Here is a 16,820-nt window from a genome sequence, read left to right as displayed (position 1 = left end):
CCTCAATGGGGTGATGCTCCTGTTTGGAATGAGCTACATATGTCTACAGATTTTCCAACTTATTGGGATTAGTCACACACACTTTTTGTCCTATAACCCAAGATATGCCTCTTTTCATTTTGTATTATTAGTTATTTGTAGAGTGTTATGTATTGCTTCTAGCTTACTAGTTGTATGATATTAATCTTGATTAGTAAGCATTGTCTTAGTGGAGTTAAATACTGCAAGGTATACGATAGCACCGCCGATAAATAATGTAACTTGCATAGGTGCACTAAATTGATCGACACGCCATAATGCGAAGGCGTAGAAGAACATTGTTACTAGCATGATGAGGAATGCAATGATAACGCGTACATTGGTATTAACCGCTAAGGATGTAGTAATGCGAGATTTATTGAGTATCACGTAAATTAAGGATACGATGATGTCCACTGTAAAGATGGAGAATACATAGTTGAGATCAAACTCTCCAAATAGAACTACAGCCAAGCCGATAAAGCTGAGCCCAAAGAATAAGCGTAATAGCATGCCTATAGTATTCGATTCGTTGCGCTGTGCACGACGCTCTTTTCGATTTAAATTTGCCATGAAAGCCTCCCAGTAATGATATACAAGTGCATGTATATTTCAGATAGCTCTAGTATATCATTTTATTAGTATAAATACTAAGTTAAAGTACGGAATGTCGAATAAATACGAACGATTAGCAAATTTAATATAATTATCATTCGGAAAATTTAGGTCCATTCATTGAATGGAGCTTTCACATATGGTACAATTATCCTATAAGAAATCTAGCTTTTATCATGCAAAGGAGACATCATGATACCACGTTATACACGAGAAGAAATGGGCCATATTTGGAGCGAACGCAACGAGTTCGACACAATGTTATTAGTAGAAACATTGGCATCCGAGGCGCAAGCTGAGTTGGGAGTTATCCCTAAAGAAGCGGCTAAAGCCATTCGTGAAAAGGGTAATTTCGACGTTGAACGCATTCATGAAATCGAAAAGGAAACAAACCACGACATTATTTCCTTCGTAACAGCAGTAGGCGAATACGTAGGTCCTGAAGCGGCTAAATATATCCACCTTGGCCTTACATCTACTGACGTTAAAGATACAGCGCTTGGTTACATGATGAAACAAGCTTGCGACATCTTGATTGAAGATTTGAAACGCTTACATGAAGTATTGCGTCGCCGCGCAGCTGAATTCAAATACACACCTATGATTGGCCGTACACATGGTATTCACGGCGAACCAACTACATTTGGCTTGAAATTAGCATTGTGGATGGCTGAAGTAGAACGCGATATCGAACGTATGGAACATGCTCGTAAAAGCGTTGCTGTTGGTAAATTGTCTGGCGCCGTTGGTACATACTCCAACATCGATCCATTCGTAGAACAATACGTATGCGAAAAATTAGGCCTTGAACCTGTTAAAATCGCTACACAAGTTGTACAACGTGACCGTCACGCTGAATTGTTGTCCACTATCGCTGTTGTAGGTGGTACATTGGATAAAATCGCTTTGGAAATCCGTCATTTGCAACGTACAGAAGTGCGCGAAGCGGAAGAATATTTCAGCCCTAAACAAAAGGGTTCCTCTGCGATGCCTCATAAACGTAATCCTATTACATGTGAAAGAATTTGCGGTATGGCTCGCTTGCTTCGTGGTTATGCTCAATCTGCTTACGAAGACCAAGCTTTGTGGCATGAACGCGACATTTCCCATAGCTCTGTAGAACGTGTCATCTTACCAGATGCAACAATTGCATTGAACTACATGCTTCACCTTACAATTCGTACAATCGATAAATTGTTAGTATATCCTGAAACAATGCTTAAAAACCTTAACCTTACAGGCGGCCTTGTATTCAGCCAAACAATTTTGACTCACCTTGTAGATAAAGGTGCAGTACGTGATGAAGCATACCGTTGGGTTCAAAAATACGCTATGGAACGTTGGCTTGAAGGCAAAGATTTCGCAACAGGTCTTAAATCTGATGAAAACATCAAAAAATACATGACTGCTGAAGAAATCGATGCATGCTTCGATCCTCATAAATTGTTAAAACATGTTGATACAATCATGGCTCGCTTTGGCCTATAATTGTAGGGTACTTCCCATATAACATATGAAAGACTAGGGTAGGTATAGACCAACAAGCCTATGGCACATGCATTAGGTGTTGGCTATATCTACCTGTTTTTATTTATTTTAGGAGGTTATATGAAACGTATCATACGAAAGTACGGACCGCCTATTTTTCATTGTATTAATGACTTTGGACAAGGATCTCTAGCGGCGCTTATACCGTTTTTTATCGCTAACTTTGGGCTCAATTACTATCAATCAGCATCTATCATTTTCTGTAACACCATCGTGGCTTCTGTAGCCCAACCTATCTTGGGCTATGTGGCAGATCGGTGGCGCGTGCCTTGGTTCATTCCTGTAGGGTTTACCGTAACGTTAGTCTCTATCAGCGCCATTGCATTGGCAACGAGCTATGAGATGATATTGGCTCTATCGCTCATTGCAGGGATTGGGGCGGCACTATTCCATCCTGAGGCGGCTCTTCTCGTGAACCGCACGCAATCCAATGAACTTGGTAATGCCATGGGACGCTTTGCGGTAGGTGGCAGCGCTGGCTTTGCATTGGGGCCGCTCCTTGCTGGTGGTGTGTACGTCTTTGGCGCTCAGTTCCTTTGGGTGTTCACGGCCATTGCCTTAATTGGCATGTTATTGTATGTGTATGCCTTTACAGGTTCTGCGGCTACCGATGTTGTTGGTGAAAGTAAAAGCTCTGCTAAGTCCACTAATACTGGTGCCAACGATTGGGTAAGCTTCGGCAAGTTATTCTTTGTCATTGCTTCTCGCTCCATATTGTTCTCTGTACTATCCATCTTTATCCCTATTTTGTATATTACCGTTATAAACGGCGAAGCCAGTGCCTCTAGTTTGGCGCTAACTATGTACTTTGCAATGGGAGCAGTCCTTACCTATATGGGCGGGGCTTTATCTGATAAATTAGGCTTCCTTAAAACGGTGCGCTTAGGCAATCTTATCTTCTTGCCATCCGTTTTAGTGTTTATATTTGTGCCTAATATCTGGGGCTTCTTCGGTGCTATGATACCGATGGCCTTTGGCGTATTCTCGCAATATGGACCAATTACCGTACTAGGTCAAAAATACCTCGCTAAAAACGCAGGCTTTGCATCGGGGATTACACTAGGCCTTGGCATTACACTAGGAGGCCTTGTAGCGCCATATGTAGGCCATCTAGCAGACATCTATGACGTGCAAACTGCTTTGATGACATTGATACCTGTAGGACTTATGGGGCTCCTAATGAGCCTATGGCTTAAAGAACCAAAATAGTACTGGCACAATAAATACTTTCACAGAGTCCGAACATTGTTGTATAATGTTAGTGAATTATTTAGACTTTCACATGGAGGATATAGATATGGCAACAAGTATGGTTATCGGCACTCAATGGGGTGACGAGGGTAAAGGTAAGATCGTTGACTGGATTGCGGAACGTGCGGACGTTGTAGTGCGCAGTCAAGGTGGTAATAACGCAGGTCATACTGTTGTAGTAGATGACAAAGCATTTGCGCTTCGCCTTTTACCAAGTGGTATCTTGTACGATAATAAACAAAATATCGTTGGTACTGGTGTTGTTATTGACCCTAAAGTATTATTGCAAGAAATTGAAGGCCTTGAAAAACAAGGTAAATCTGCTAAATCTCTTCAAATTTCCGACCGTGCGCATGTTATTATGCCATATCATATCGCGTTAGATAATGCAGAGGAAGCATCCAAAGGGGACGCTAAAATCGGTACTACTAAAAATGGTATCGGTCCTTGCTATGCAGATAAAATCAATCGTATCGGCATCCGTATCTGCGACTTGTATGACTTGGATACATTCAAACAAAAATTAGCATACAATGTAGAATTCAAAAACAAAATGCTTACTAAGGTGTATGATGCAGAACCTGTTAACTATGATGAAATCTTAGCTGACTACATCAAATATGCTGAAGCATTGAAACCATATGTAACAGATACTAACATTGCTGTTTTGAAAGCAGTTAAAGAAGATAAAAAAGTATTGTTCGAAGGTGCTCAAGCTACTATGCTTGACCTTGATCATGGCACATACCCATTCGTAACATCTTCTCATCCAATCGCTGGTGGTGCGTCCACAGGCGCTGGTATTGGTCCAAACTACTTGAAAAATATCTTCGGCGTAGTAAAAGCTTACGCAACACGCGTTGGTGCAGGTCCATTCCCTACAGAGCTTCTTGATGAAACTGGCGATAACCTTCGCAAACTTGGTCATGAGTTCGGTACTGTAACTGGTCGCCCTCGTCGTTGTGGTTGGTTAGACCTTATGGTTGTAAAATACGCAGCAGGTCTTAACAGCCTTGATTACCTTGCTATTACTCGTTTGGATATTCTTGATACATTCAAAGAATTGAAAATTTGCGTAGGTTATAAATTGAATGGTAAAGACGTTGAAGGCTTCCCAGCTAACTTGAAAGACCTTGAAGCATGCGAAGCAGTGTACGAAACATTGCCAGGCTGGGAAACAGATATTTCTGGTATCCGTAAATACGAAGATCTTCCTGAAAATGCTCGCAAATATGTAGAACGTATTGCAGAAGTAACAGGTGTACCTTTGGGTATCGTATCCGTAGGTCCTAACCGTAACCAAACTATTGATTTAGTAAACGTATTCTAAGCTATACGGATTTGGTATAGCAGGATTTACGAAGAGAGAACTGTAATTTATCATTATAAATTCTGTGAGTTCTCTACTATACAATCGCTTTATAGAATTATACAAATAAGGCCCCTCTATGAGGGGTCTTTTGTATTGAAAGCATGAAGAATACAATTATGGTATACTTTATATCTAATCCTTTAGATTGCTAATATAGTGCGGTATATCGAAGTATGCTATATGGTTATCGAAAAATAAGTATATCGAAAATTCTATAGAAAAATATTTTATACAATTTTTATATATGCAGAATTATGTATAACTAAATAAATCTATGAGATGAAAATTTATTTAAAATATTCACAATATACAAACTATGACGTGCTTAAATTAGTTTATAATGTGGTAAAAATTACCCATCTATGTAAAATTGATATTCATAATAAATTATTAAGATACAAATATAAAGAAAAAAATAGATTTACATTAAGAAATAGTATATAATAGTATCAATAAGTAGATTGACATTTTTTGATACGGATTTGAGGAGTTAAAGATATGGTTGAAGTTTCTTATGAACGTTTAGCGACGATTTTTAAGGCATTAAGCGATGAAACAAGATTACACATCATCGACATGTTGTCTTGCAATGAATTATGTGCAGCTGATATTTTAGCTAGCTTCAATTTATCCCAATCTACGTTGAGCTACCACATGAAAATCTTAATTGATGCAGGTGTAGTTAACTCTCAACGTAATGGCTTATGGACTCGTTATTCCATTAATGAAGCTACATTTGGCGATATTTTAGAGATCATCCCTCAATTATATAAATCTAAGGATGAGTGTATTTGCGCGCAAATTAAATACTGCCGTATTTCTGAGCACGAAAAAGAAGCGTAACAATGAGACGATGGATTATGCATGTTGATATGGATGCATTTTTCGCGTCCATCGAACAATTGGATCATCCAGAATATAAAGGCCACCCCGTAATTGTGGGTGGTCTTTCTTCACGTGGCGTCGTTGCTACCTGCTCCTATGAGGCTCGTAAATTTGGCGTTCACTCCGCCATGCCCATCTCTCGTGCTAAGAAACTCTGTCCCGATGGCATCTATGTGTATCCGCGTATGGATCGTTACAAAGAGGTATCCCATCAGATTTTTTCTATTATGAAAGAATTTACTCCTCACATTGAGCCTCTATCTATCGACGAAGCTTTCCTCGAGGTTAGCGGTATGTCTACCATGTATAGTGGACCAAAAGCACTGGGCAGAGCCATTAAAGACCGAGTGTTTGAGGAAACTGGTCTTATTATCTCTGCAGGGCTAGCACCGAATAAATTCCTTGCCAAATTGGCATCCGATTTAGATAAGCCCGACGGCCTTGTAGTCATACCTTATGGCCGTGAAAAAGAGATTTTAGCTCCATTACCGATTAAACGCATTTGGGGCGTAGGTCCTCGTACCGAAAAAATCTTGAAAACAGGGGGCTTTCACTTGATGCGTCATATTCAAGCGTTGCCTGATGAAAGCAGTTTAATTCCCCTCGTGGGCAACCAGGCGCGCCGCATATGGGAACTAGCGAACGGGATTGACGATAGACCGGTAGAAACCGATCGCAAAATACAATCGATCGGAGCTGAGGAGACATACGAAGAAGATTTAACGGATGGTAGTGCTATTGAATTAGAGTTTAGATATTTTGCGAATCGCTTATCAAAACGATTGAGAAAACGTAATCTCTTAGGTCATACCGTATCCATTAAGGTTCGGTACGATGATTTTACCACCGTATCCCGACAAAAGCGGTTAGACACGCCATCAGACCATGAGCATGTGTTCTTCGAAACTGCGCTGCTCCTTTGGAACAAGCTCATGCAAGATAAGACGAGCAAGAAACCTAAAGGAAAAGCAAAAGAGCTTGAATCCTTAGGTGCTACAACTAAGGTACAGGCTAAAGCCTTTATGTATTCTTCTGAGGAAACCCGATGGATAGATCCTCCTGGTCCTATACGACTATTAGGTCTCACCGTAAGTGGCCTCGACGAAGAGGTACCTATGCAAGATAGTCTTTTCGAATCACCTAAATATGAGACCGAAAATAAACTAGCTGGCGTATTAGATTCATTAGAATCTAAATTTGGTGAAACGGCCGTTATGAGTGGCGCATTATGGCAGCGCTTTCACGGAGACAATGGAACGCGTAGAAAACGATCGGAGCTAAAGGCCGCAGTAGATGCACAATCTACTAATGAGGATGTGGAATCTACTAAAATGGATAAGGGCCGTGACCTATATAAGAATAGTGATGTAGGCGACATTAACGAAGACATATAACTCGATACAATAGACTCATAAAGTTTATATTGAATACTTTCGCTAATATATTTATTCATGTTACAATATGGATATAGTGTTTAAAAATTACCGCAAGAGAGGTATAGATATGAGTTTATTTCGCGTAGCCATCCATTATGGCATTAACAGCAATGGCTTCTTGTCCTATGACACAGAAGCAAAAACAGTGTCCGTAGATTTACCTGAACAAGAGTGGGTTGATAAGGTTATCGCTTACTTGAACGACGAACATGCCATCGAGCATGCTACAGGTCTTGATACATATGAACGCTTGACTGTAAAACCATTAGAATCTTTGGATAACCTAAAATTAGCTTTAACACGCATGTGGGAAGCTATCGACGTACAAGTCGACTGGAGCCGTCCAGCATAAATTGAATGAAAACACCTTGTGATCTACACGTTGATGATAGAAGCAAGGTGTTTTTTATTTTGATAGAGAGATTTAGTTCGCATTTAAATATATATAATGCCACAATTCTCATTTTGGTTCTTGTAAATGATATCGTGTATACAAGATTTATAAAGGTTTAGGGTTGTTCTGTTAAAAAAAATGTGATATTCTAATTATAGATTAATGGATAATAATTATCCGTTAATAATATTTATCTTAATTGAGATGTATAATCTAAAAATTATGTAAAGTAAATTACTTTCATTTTGATCTCTAAGTAGGAGTTTGTAATATGAATAATGAAAAGAAACTAACAACCGCCTTTGGCGCTCCCGTACCAGATAATCGCAACTCTGCTACAGCAGGTAAACGTGGTCCTGTACTGATGCAAGATGTTTGGCTCATGGAGAAATTAGCTCATTTTGAGCGCGAAGTGATTCCTGAACGCCGCATGCATGCTAAAGGATCCGGTGCATTTGGTACTTTCACAGTAACTAACGATATTACAAAATATACGAAAGCAAAAATTTTCTCTGAAGTAGGCAAGCAAACGCCGTTATTCGTGCGTTTCTCCACCGTTGCTGGTGAGCGTGGTGCGGCCGATGCAGAACGCGACATTCGTGGCTTTGCCGTAAAATTTTATACGGAAGAAGGAAACTGGGACCTCGTAGGTAACAATACACCGGTATTCTTTATCCGCGATCCATTGCAATTCCCTGATTTGAACCGCGCTGTAAAACGGAATCCGAAAACAAATCTTCGCGATGCGACAGCAAACTGGGATTTCTGGACTAGCTTGCCAGAGGCGATCCACCAAGTAACAATCGTCATGAGTGACCGTGGTATTCCTAAATCCTACCGCACAATGCATGGTTTTGGCAGTCATACATACAGTCTTATCAACGAAAACGATGAGCGCGTATGGGTTAAATTCCATTGGATTTGCCAACAGCCGATTGAAAATCTTTCCGACGCTGAGGCGGCTAATGTGGTAGCTAGTGACCGTGAAAGTCATCAACGTGACCTCTTTGAGGCTATTGAAAAAGGTGATTTCCCTAAATGGAAATTATGCATCCAAGTGATGACGGAAGAACAAGCTAACAATATGCCATACAATCCATTCGACTTAACTAAAGTATGGTATCACGATGAGTTCCCATTGATTGAAGTTGGTGTGATGGAACTTAATCGCAACCCAGATAATTATTTCCAAGATGTAGAACAAGCTGCATTTGCACCGACTACTATCGTTCCTGGTATCTCTTTCTCTCCTGATAGAATGCTTCAAGGTCGTTTGTTCTCTTATGCCGATGCGCAACGCTATCGTCTAGGGGCAAATTATTATCAAATCCCTGTTAATGCCGCTAAATGTCCTGTAAATATCTATCATCGCGATGGTCAAGGACGTATAGATGGAAACCATGGGTCTACAATTGGCTACGCACCAAATAGCTTTGGTGAATGGGCTGAACAACCGGAATTCAAAAATCCTCCTCTCGACGTATCTGGTCCAGCCTACCAATATGACTTCTATGAAGACGACTCTGACTTCTTTACACAACCAGGTAAATTGTTCCGCCTCATGAGCCCTGAACAACAACAAGCCTTGTTTGACAATACGGCAGCGGCTATGAATGGTGTACCTGATTTCATTAAAGAACGTCATGCAAAACATTGCTACCAATGTGATCCAGCTTATGGTGAAGGCATTGCTAAAGCATTGGGCATGAACATTGATTTTAGTGATGTGAAATAGTATTATAAATACTTTTTACATAACAGAGATACTCTCTCTGAATAACACTGACGATTAAAAGAACTTCCTTAAATTAAAACGAAGCCCCTCCTTGCTATGTAGCTCATAGTAAGGAGGGGCTTTTGTCATGTGAGTGTATTTAAATATTGCTAATCAAATTTCTTATTAGTTAAGTCCTGATACATAAGCTTAGCAATTTCATACTGCGGATCGCCGGCTTGTAATTGGTGTGATGGTAGTTTAAATACAGCTTCAGCCCTTTCGCTCTTCTTGATATCAATGCCTTTTGCATCTTCAGAACGACTTATGGAAATATAGCATAGTTCTTGTGTAGATAGATTTTAAAATACACTAATAGCATATTAATTTATAGAGGACTTTAGTATAACTATGTAGAATTACATTGTGTATTGTATTTATACAGAGAGCAAATGTGGTTAGGAGGCAATTATGAAACGTAGTAGTTTAGCATGGTATGTAGCGGTGGCTTGCCTTGGTGGTAGCCTTTGCGTCGGTCCTGTAGTACAGGCGGACTCTCCATTGACAGTGAAAGCAAGTAGCATGGTTCCTACTACTGTTACGACTCAGATGCAATCGGCTCAGCCTGTTAATACTACAGTGGCTAAGAATACGGTAGCTAATAATGTAGTATCTAATGGTACTGTGGTGAATGATGCGGCAACAGAGGCGGAACAGGCAGCACTGAAGCAAAAACAGCAGTACCAAGCCGAAACAGAAACAATGGGACTCTTATGGATGCGCACCTCTGCAGAGTACAGAGCACTAGCGTATCAAGGGTACAATGTGGCGCTAAATCTTGTTAAGATGGCTGTTACTGATCCATCTCATCAGAGAAAACCTCTTGCTATCGTTCTTGATGCGGACGAAACTGTAGTGGACAATACTAAATTGATGGGTGAAAGCGTTGCTAGTGGCAATGGTCGCTTCGATGCTCCTTGGTGGCGTCAAGCTGTGCATCAAGGTAAATCGCAAGCCATGCCAGGTGCTGTTGAGTTCCTAAATGAAGTACATAAACAAGGTGTTGAAATATTCTACGTTTCTAATCGCTATGCACCTGTTAACTATGATGCAACAGTACAAAACTTTAAGGAACTTGGCTTCCCATCCGTCGATAAAGAACATGTACTACTATTCGAAAAAGACTCTGACAAACAACCTCGCTTTGATGCGATTGCTAAAAAATATTCTGTCGTTCTATACATGGGCGATAACGCTGGTGACTTCCCGATTGGCACAAAAGGTAAGACCTTAGCTGAAAGAAATGCTATCATCGATACTCATAAAGAGGACTTTGGTACTACCTTTGTGGTATTCCCGAACCCTGCCTACGGATCTTGGGTAAGTGCATTAGCAAAAGGCTATCAAAACCTCAGTCCAGAAGAACAAAAACAAGTGAACAACCAATACCTACAACAATAAGGATGTCTTGCGTATACTTTATTAAAAACGATATAATAAAGTATACATGCGTCTATAGCTCAGTAGGATAGAGCAGCAGTTTCCTAAACTGCGTGTCACTGGTTCGATTCCGGTTAGGCGCACCAGTATGGAAAAGAAGGCATACAGCTTTTATAAGCAGTATGCCTTCTTTTTTGTATTATCTTGCAATTCTTATGAGCTAGAATTATAATATTAGGGTAATATTCATATTTTATTCATATTTTGACAATGAATAGTGTATAGAGGGGTACAATAAGATTCAAGTTCCATTAGATAGGTTTGAATCTTTTTTTAGGTTTATTGTTTGTGTTGTCTTAAAAGGGGGAAACGAAATGAAAAAAGAATTACTGTTAACGGCTATGATTACCGCAGGTATTACTACAACAGCGTTTGCAGCATCCAATTTAGATATTAGTGCTACAACTGCTGCGCCACTAAGCATGAAAAATTCTATTGCTTATGGTGGAAATAACAAAGTTGAGAATGGTATGTTCTCTCCTGTAAATAATATATTGCTCGGTGGTGACAATAATACAGTTCGACCTTCTGCTTCTAATAGTATTACTTCTGGAATGAATAATACTGCATCTGGTCCAGGTAGCATCGTAGCAGGTTGGTATAATACAAATTCTGCTACTCACAGCTTGGTAGTAGGTACTAGCAATACTGTTGGTGGTACTAATAATATCGTAGGCGGCTTTGGCCATGCCAATAATGACAATGCGATTAATTCTTTATTAGTTGGTTCATATAATAGTATTGACGGACATGACTCTGTGGCTTTAGGTAAGAATAATACCATTAAAGGTAATAATGCTTTGGTAGGTGGTACTGGTGCTAAGGTTCAAGGTAATAATGCTATCGCCTTTGGTGATACTGCGAAAGCAACATCCGATGATGCGTATGCCATTGGTCGTAAAGCAGAAGCAACTGCTCTAAATACAGTTGCTATTGGTAATAATGCAAAGGCCAATAACATAATGGGCACAGCGATTGGCTATAATGCAAAAGCAAAAAATGATTACGCTACAGCAGTAGGTTATAGCTCCACAGGTTCTGGTAATCAGTCCTCTGCATTTGGTTTCAATTCAGAAGCAACTGCTATGAATACAACTGCAGTGGGATCTTATGCAAATGCTAGCGGTGCGTATTCCACAGCATTGGGTTTTAAAACTACAGCTTCTAATGAGGATTCTGTAGCATTAGGTAACTATTCTACTAGTGCTGGTAAAAGTTCTTTTGCTGCTGGTACATTAGCTAAAGCAGCAGAAAAGGACTCTTTAGCAATTGGTCATAGCGCAACTACAACAAAGGAAAATGGCATCGCTATCGGTACAAATGCGACTGTAGATGGCGTTGATTCTATTGCTATCGGTAAAGCGGCTAATATTGCTAAGGCAGGTAGTATTGTAATTGGTAGAAATACAACTGCTGATGAATTAGCTGTATCCATCGGTACTGACTCTGTAGCAACTGGTTGGGGCGGTACTGCAGTAGGTACTATTTCTAAAGCTACTGGGGCTCAGTCCACTGCTATTGGTGATAATGCGCAAGCATCTGATACATACTCCACAGCACTTGGTGTGTCTTCTGTAGCGTCTGGTAGAGCGGCTAATGCGATTGGCCTTTCTAAAGCGACAGGATATGCATCTAATGCTATTGGTTTTGTAGCGGAGGCTTCTGGTAAAAGCTCTACTGCCATAGGTAATACAGCTAAAGCCCTTAATGAAAATTCCATCGCTATTGGTACAAATGCGAAGGCTGCCACAGATAATAGCATTGCCCTAGGTGCTAAGTCTGTTACTGACACAGCTGTATCTACTAGTTCCGGTGTTATCGGCGGCAGAACATATAGTTTTGCTGGTGGAAATGCGGTTGGTACATTGAGCATTGGTGATAGTGGTGCAGAACGCACCATTACAAATGTAGCAGCAGGCCGTGTATCTGCGACATCTACTGATGCAGTTAATGGCTCCCAACTACATGCTATTAAAGACGTGGTAGATAATCATGAAAACCGTATCACTACCATAGAAGGCGATATTAATACATTAAATAATCGTATTATTAATGGCGGTGCTAATAGCTTAAATGAAGCTAAATCCTACACTGATCAACAAGTATCTAGCGTAGCGGCTGCTTCTGCAGCACTAGCTGGCTTGCATCCATTAGATTTTGATAAACATGACAAATGGTCCTACTCCGTTGGCTTTGGTAACTATAAAAATGCTAATGCAGCGGCGTTAGGTGCGTTCTATCGCCCTAATAAAAACACCATGTTTAATGCTGCTACTACCGTTGGTAATGGTCGTAACACTATCAGCCTAGGTGCTAATTTCAAATTTGGTAAAAGCTCCGAAGAGGTAACTACTGAAGACGCTGCACAACTCAAGAAAGATATGAAAGACCTATCTGAAAAGTATAATGAGTTAGAACGAAAATATACTGAATTGGCAGCTAAATTAGAATCTAAATAAATTAGAACCTAAATAAGAATCCAAATAGTGTGATTAATACCCCTACAAGACGTATCTTGTAGGGGTATTTTTTCTATTAAATATGAAAGTACAGTGTCTTTATAATATGTATTTCTTTTAAATGTAAAAGTGCGGTGTTTTTATTATAAGTATTCCTTAATAATGATATAATTAAGATACAAATTAAGACATGTATTAAGATATATATTACATATAAGTTGCAGTATATAGTGGAGAGTGTATATGAGCTTTTATAATTGGATTCAAGAAAAATTATTCGACAATTACGAAGAGTGGCGTTTGAAGAGCCCCGATTATAATCGGAACGGTTTTAACATAGTAGGAATAGATAATACCTTACAGGCCATGCATGATGGATATATCATGTATATAGAATTATACCCACCTTATGCCATCGATGGCTGCACTGCCATGAAAGCACGTGTAGGTAAAACGCAGGATGCAGTAGATTTATTCTTAGATATAGATGGCAAGACCTATCGTATGGCTGATGTAAGTTATCCTGACGCAGTAAAGATGATGCGGGCTTTTGTAAAGAAGCGCAGAGTACCTGATTGTAGTTTGTGTGTAGAAGTAGCGTATCTAGATATAGAGCAGATGAAATCGATATTTACAGAGTTGGCAACGCTATTGCTAGGCAATGCTAAGCAAGCTAACTCTTTTATGACTAAGGCAAAGTTAAACTCCATGGAAGACTTAGAAGATAGCTGGTGGAACCTCTATGAGAAGTTGCTATCTACTGGTCGTGCTAGAGAGTTATCTTTGAAAATCGAATTAGAGGATTTTCTTTATTATGTGCAGAAGTTAATACGTAATAAGTCTTTAGATACTAGCGAAAATCTAACTATTGATACAGCAGGATTAGATGAAGAACAATGTATTATGGACTGGTGTGCACATATTAATGCCACATGGAAAACGCATAAGTTAGTAGATATGGACATAGGAACAGATAGCTTTGTACTTATGGTGCTTTCACATGAGGAATTTAAAACAGCCCAAGAACTAGCAAAAGAACTATTACATAGAATCGATGTAGCTGAACGCTCATGATATAACAGAAATTATGATGAGTAGTGTGATTATAATGTAGGAGAGAGTTATATGAGTATTGTACGTCTACCAGAATATGAAGCAGAGTTTGAGCCGGAAGTATTTGAAATCTATGCATTGCCGCGCAGTGATGCGAATGGGGCGAGTCCTTATTTAGAGAAGTACCACAGACCATTAGTTTCCACCGATGCTATTCTAGATACTCGGACGGGCGTACTTGACCGTAGTGAAGGTATTTTGACGTGGATTATTGAGGGTCTTGACGATAGATGGGGTTATTCTTTTGAGCCGCATGGGGTCTATAAATTGTTAGTTAAGAAAGCAAAACCATTAGAGGACTTGGGCTATATGCGTCCCTCTTGGAATAATCGCTATTATGTACTTGAGGTGTTAGAGGAACATGCTAAACATAGCGAGTTAGAGGCGTTGTCAGCTTATTTGAAAACCCCTAAATACCTTCATACTGACAGGGGTGACTTCCTGTTAAATCGAGAGTATCAATATTACACAGCGAGAATTGATGATTATGCATTCACCCTTGATGTAGACGAGGGCTCTGATGAAAGCTGCACCGTAGCATTGGCTGCTTTCAATAAAATCGATAATTTCAAAGAATTTGAACAACGAATTAGTGCATACATTAGTGAACACTTGCTAGACCTTGCTAACTATTGGCTCGACAATGATGACCAAGATCCGATTACGGCAGATGTATTTGCCAAGCGTATTACAATGGGCGAATTGGCGTTCCGCAATGATGGCACTATAGAGGTTTATTATGACGATGACGATATTTTCTGGGGACACTGCATCATAGCCAATATTGATGCGGATGGGAACCCTGTTAGTGCGGATATTGCAGGATAATGAACTAGTGGAGTGTGGCGAACTAGTGGGGTATCATAATGATAAAATCTGAATTAATGACATTATGGAACGTTGAAAGCTGGGCTGTAGAACCGCATGGGGTTTACTTTGTATCTCGCCGATTGAGCACTAATCATTTAGAGAATGTAGGACAAGCCTTTCAAAACCTCAATATTAGCTGCTCTGGTTATACAGAGGATAAGATACTTTCACTAACATTTTGGCCACAGTTATATGCTAAATTAGATGAATTAGACCGAGTGGCACAGAAAATCATCCAAAAGGAGATGCCTCTAGATGAGTCTGTGGTGCTAAAACTAACAGATATTATGTTAGATACATCCGGTTGCTACGGAGCGTTTGCTCTAGGCTATGATGTGGGCGAATCGACCGCGGGACAACTATATGTATTAGTATCTTTTGATGAAAACTTTACGGCTCAACAAGATGTTATATATGAAACGTTCTAGAGTACTTGTTAGCAATGGAGCTGTTTGTATAGCTGAACTAAGCAGAGATTCTATTGGATGTTAGTATGGCAAGGCTTAACTTTTAATATAAATAATAAACAGGAGAGAGACAATGGAAAGTATGTATAATCTAGTCAAAGATTTCTTTAGTCATGATATGGATTTAGATGATTTATTTGATTCCGAAGCTATTATCTGGATTGACTGGCGCGAGTATGACGAAGATGTGGTGAACTATTTCAATGATATGATGGCTGAGCCTATCGATATTAAAACCGTTAGTAATGGCAAGGCTTATGGTGATGATATTGTGTTACAAAAAGGCGATAAAGAACTGCAAATTCCTTACGGTGATGAGCAAGATCGAGATGTGACCATCAAATATTTCAATGACTTTGTTAAGCCTGTTTATGAGGTACGTTGGTTTGCTGAAAGCCTTGGAAACGATACGCTCGGATTTACCGTGCTTTCAGGGGCAGAATGGGCTAATTTAGAAGATGAATTTGGTGCAGATACAGTTCGTTACTATTTTGAGCCTATCAATCTTGAAAGTAACATGTTTAATCTCGACATGGATGAAGTTTCTGCATTATTAGAATTACGAGAAAATAATAGATGAAATAGAGAGATGAGAGAATCAATAAGAGGGAAGAATATGGATTATTTAAAACTATTGTGTGAAGATTCTAACTTGGCAGTAGATTTTGATATGCTGTTTGATTTCTGCCTATTAGATGGGCTGGAAGAGCGAGATACTGCTGAAGGGCGATGCACATTCTCTTTACCCGGCAAAGCTTTTGCTCGAGATGGTGCCGGTGGCGAATATCATCAATTGGAGGATGGCTCTATCGGGTATATGAGTAGCGAAGGGGAATGTGGTCGTATAGCTGAAAGTATAGATGATTTGATCCATTTATTGGTGTATAGCATTTGTTGGCATGATTATTGTGACACCAGTCAATATACGGACATATCTACTCTCGAAGGCTATGCCAATGAGCGTCATGATGAAATCGCTTCTTATACAGAAATGGATGTATGGGAAAACGTTGTTCAGGCGCTAGGCATGCCTTTAGAAGCAAATGTGGCTGCTGAATTGCAAAAGTTTTATGACGCGGCACATCGAGAACCTTTATATACAAGTTATTTCCATGAAGATGATGGAACTGTCACAGAATCACAACATCTGTTTTTCTAGACGTATTATTTAAAAGGAG

The 16,820-nt window shown here is 39.7% G+C and carries 15 protein-coding genes and 1 tRNA gene; 15 read left to right on the top strand and 1 reads right to left on the bottom strand.

Going from position 1 to position 16,820, the window contains the following annotated elements:
* Window positions 1–180 precede the first annotated feature (180 nt).
* The gene (locus tag KH109_RS07850) at window positions 181–591 is read right to left on the bottom strand and encodes a CAAX protease (protein ID WP_295218310.1); all 411 of its coding nucleotides are present in this window, start codon (window positions 589–591) and stop codon (window positions 181–183) included.
* A 234-nt stretch (window positions 592–825) separates the two neighbouring features.
* Between KH109_RS07850 and purB the strand changes: the two genes are divergently transcribed.
* The 15 genes from purB to KH109_RS07775 all read left to right on the top strand — a co-directional run bounded on the left by purB (window position 826) and on the right by KH109_RS07775 (window position 16,801).
* Window positions 826–2,121 (top strand): adenylosuccinate lyase, encoded by a 1,296-nt coding sequence (gene purB, locus KH109_RS07845; RefSeq protein WP_005385009.1) that lies wholly within the window; start codon window positions 826–828, stop codon window positions 2,119–2,121.
* Window positions 2,122–2,241: 120 nt separating this feature from the next.
* A complete protein-coding gene (locus tag KH109_RS07840) occupies window positions 2,242–3,390 on the top strand; it encodes an MFS transporter (protein ID WP_295218307.1) in 1,149 nt (382 codons plus the stop codon).
* 88 nt (window positions 3,391–3,478) lie between these two features.
* Complete coding sequence (locus KH109_RS07835) at window positions 3,479–4,762, top strand: adenylosuccinate synthase (RefSeq protein WP_295218302.1); 1,284 nt, start codon at window positions 3,479–3,481, stop codon at window positions 4,760–4,762.
* Window positions 4,763–5,302: 540 nt separating this feature from the next.
* The gene (locus tag KH109_RS07830; RefSeq protein WP_009352539.1) at window positions 5,303–5,647 is read left to right on the top strand and encodes a metalloregulator ArsR/SmtB family transcription factor; all 345 of its coding nucleotides are present in this window, start codon (window positions 5,303–5,305) and stop codon (window positions 5,645–5,647) included.
* Window positions 5,648–5,649: 2 nt separating this feature from the next.
* Window positions 5,650–7,083: a DNA polymerase IV gene (gene dinB, locus KH109_RS07825; protein WP_287537083.1), complete on the top strand. Its 1,434-nt coding sequence runs from the start codon at window positions 5,650–5,652 to the stop codon at window positions 7,081–7,083.
* Between the two features lie 109 nt (window positions 7,084–7,192).
* Window positions 7,193–7,477, top strand: coding sequence for a hypothetical protein (locus KH109_RS07820; RefSeq protein ID WP_060923739.1), 285 nt, complete (start codon window positions 7,193–7,195; stop codon window positions 7,475–7,477).
* Between the two features lie 313 nt (window positions 7,478–7,790).
* Complete coding sequence (locus KH109_RS07815; protein ID WP_295218253.1) at window positions 7,791–9,254, top strand: catalase; 1,464 nt, start codon at window positions 7,791–7,793, stop codon at window positions 9,252–9,254.
* Window positions 9,255–9,704: 450 nt separating this feature from the next.
* Complete coding sequence (locus KH109_RS07810; RefSeq protein ID WP_295218250.1) at window positions 9,705–10,694, top strand: 5'-nucleotidase, lipoprotein e(P4) family; 990 nt, start codon at window positions 9,705–9,707, stop codon at window positions 10,692–10,694.
* Window positions 10,695–10,742: 48 nt separating this feature from the next.
* Window positions 10,743–10,819: transfer RNA gene (locus KH109_RS07805), tRNA-Arg, on the top strand.
* A gap of 228 nt (window positions 10,820–11,047) precedes the next feature.
* On the top strand, window positions 11,048–13,192 hold the full coding sequence (locus tag KH109_RS07800; RefSeq protein ID WP_295218242.1) for a YadA-like family protein: 2,145 nt from the start codon (window positions 11,048–11,050) through the stop codon (window positions 13,190–13,192).
* A 243-nt stretch (window positions 13,193–13,435) separates the two neighbouring features.
* Complete coding sequence (locus tag KH109_RS07795) at window positions 13,436–14,266, top strand: DUF6630 family protein (RefSeq protein WP_295218230.1); 831 nt, start codon at window positions 13,436–13,438, stop codon at window positions 14,264–14,266.
* Window positions 14,267–14,317: 51 nt separating this feature from the next.
* Window positions 14,318–15,133, top strand: coding sequence for a DUF2262 domain-containing protein (locus KH109_RS07790; RefSeq protein WP_295218216.1), 816 nt, complete (start codon window positions 14,318–14,320; stop codon window positions 15,131–15,133).
* Between the two features lie 38 nt (window positions 15,134–15,171).
* Complete coding sequence (locus tag KH109_RS07785) at window positions 15,172–15,603, top strand: hypothetical protein (protein ID WP_295218212.1); 432 nt, start codon at window positions 15,172–15,174, stop codon at window positions 15,601–15,603.
* 112 nt (window positions 15,604–15,715) lie between these two features.
* Window positions 15,716–16,222 (top strand): hypothetical protein, encoded by a 507-nt coding sequence (locus KH109_RS07780; RefSeq protein WP_295218200.1) that lies wholly within the window; start codon window positions 15,716–15,718, stop codon window positions 16,220–16,222.
* 36 nt (window positions 16,223–16,258) lie between these two features.
* A complete protein-coding gene (locus tag KH109_RS07775; RefSeq protein ID WP_295218322.1) occupies window positions 16,259–16,801 on the top strand; it encodes a hypothetical protein in 543 nt (180 codons plus the stop codon).
* Window positions 16,802–16,820: the final 19 nt, after the last annotated feature.

The sequence above is a fragment of the Veillonella sp. genome (assembly GCF_018381775.1).
Classification (GTDB): Bacteria; Bacillota; Negativicutes; order Veillonellales; family Veillonellaceae; genus Veillonella.
This window is presented reverse-complemented; position numbering and strand designations above follow the sequence as displayed.

Coding starts and splice junctions, on each gene's coding strand:
- KH109_RS07810 (WP_295218250.1), top strand. CDS start 9,705: ATGAAACGTAGTAGTTTAGCATGGTATGTAGCGGTGGCTTGCCTTGGT.
- purB (WP_005385009.1), top strand. CDS start 826: ATGATACCACGTTATACACGAGAAGAAATGGGCCATATTTGGAGCGAA.
- KH109_RS07835 (WP_295218302.1), top strand. CDS start 3,479: ATGGCAACAAGTATGGTTATCGGCACTCAATGGGGTGACGAGGGTAAA.
- KH109_RS07840 (WP_295218307.1), top strand. CDS start 2,242: ATGAAACGTATCATACGAAAGTACGGACCGCCTATTTTTCATTGTATT.
- KH109_RS07800 (WP_295218242.1), top strand. CDS start 11,048: ATGAAAAAAGAATTACTGTTAACGGCTATGATTACCGCAGGTATTACT.
- KH109_RS07850 (WP_295218310.1), bottom strand. CDS start 591: ATGGCAAATTTAAATCGAAAAGAGCGTCGTGCACAGCGCAACGAATCG.
- KH109_RS07820 (WP_060923739.1), top strand. CDS start 7,193: ATGAGTTTATTTCGCGTAGCCATCCATTATGGCATTAACAGCAATGGC.
- KH109_RS07785 (WP_295218212.1), top strand. CDS start 15,172: ATGATAAAATCTGAATTAATGACATTATGGAACGTTGAAAGCTGGGCT.
- dinB (WP_287537083.1), top strand. CDS start 5,650: ATGAGACGATGGATTATGCATGTTGATATGGATGCATTTTTCGCGTCC.
- KH109_RS07830 (WP_009352539.1), top strand. CDS start 5,303: ATGGTTGAAGTTTCTTATGAACGTTTAGCGACGATTTTTAAGGCATTA.
- KH109_RS07780 (WP_295218200.1), top strand. CDS start 15,716: ATGGAAAGTATGTATAATCTAGTCAAAGATTTCTTTAGTCATGATATG.
- KH109_RS07795 (WP_295218230.1), top strand. CDS start 13,436: ATGAGCTTTTATAATTGGATTCAAGAAAAATTATTCGACAATTACGAA.
- KH109_RS07790 (WP_295218216.1), top strand. CDS start 14,318: ATGAGTATTGTACGTCTACCAGAATATGAAGCAGAGTTTGAGCCGGAA.
- KH109_RS07815 (WP_295218253.1), top strand. CDS start 7,791: ATGAATAATGAAAAGAAACTAACAACCGCCTTTGGCGCTCCCGTACCA.
- KH109_RS07775 (WP_295218322.1), top strand. CDS start 16,259: ATGGATTATTTAAAACTATTGTGTGAAGATTCTAACTTGGCAGTAGAT.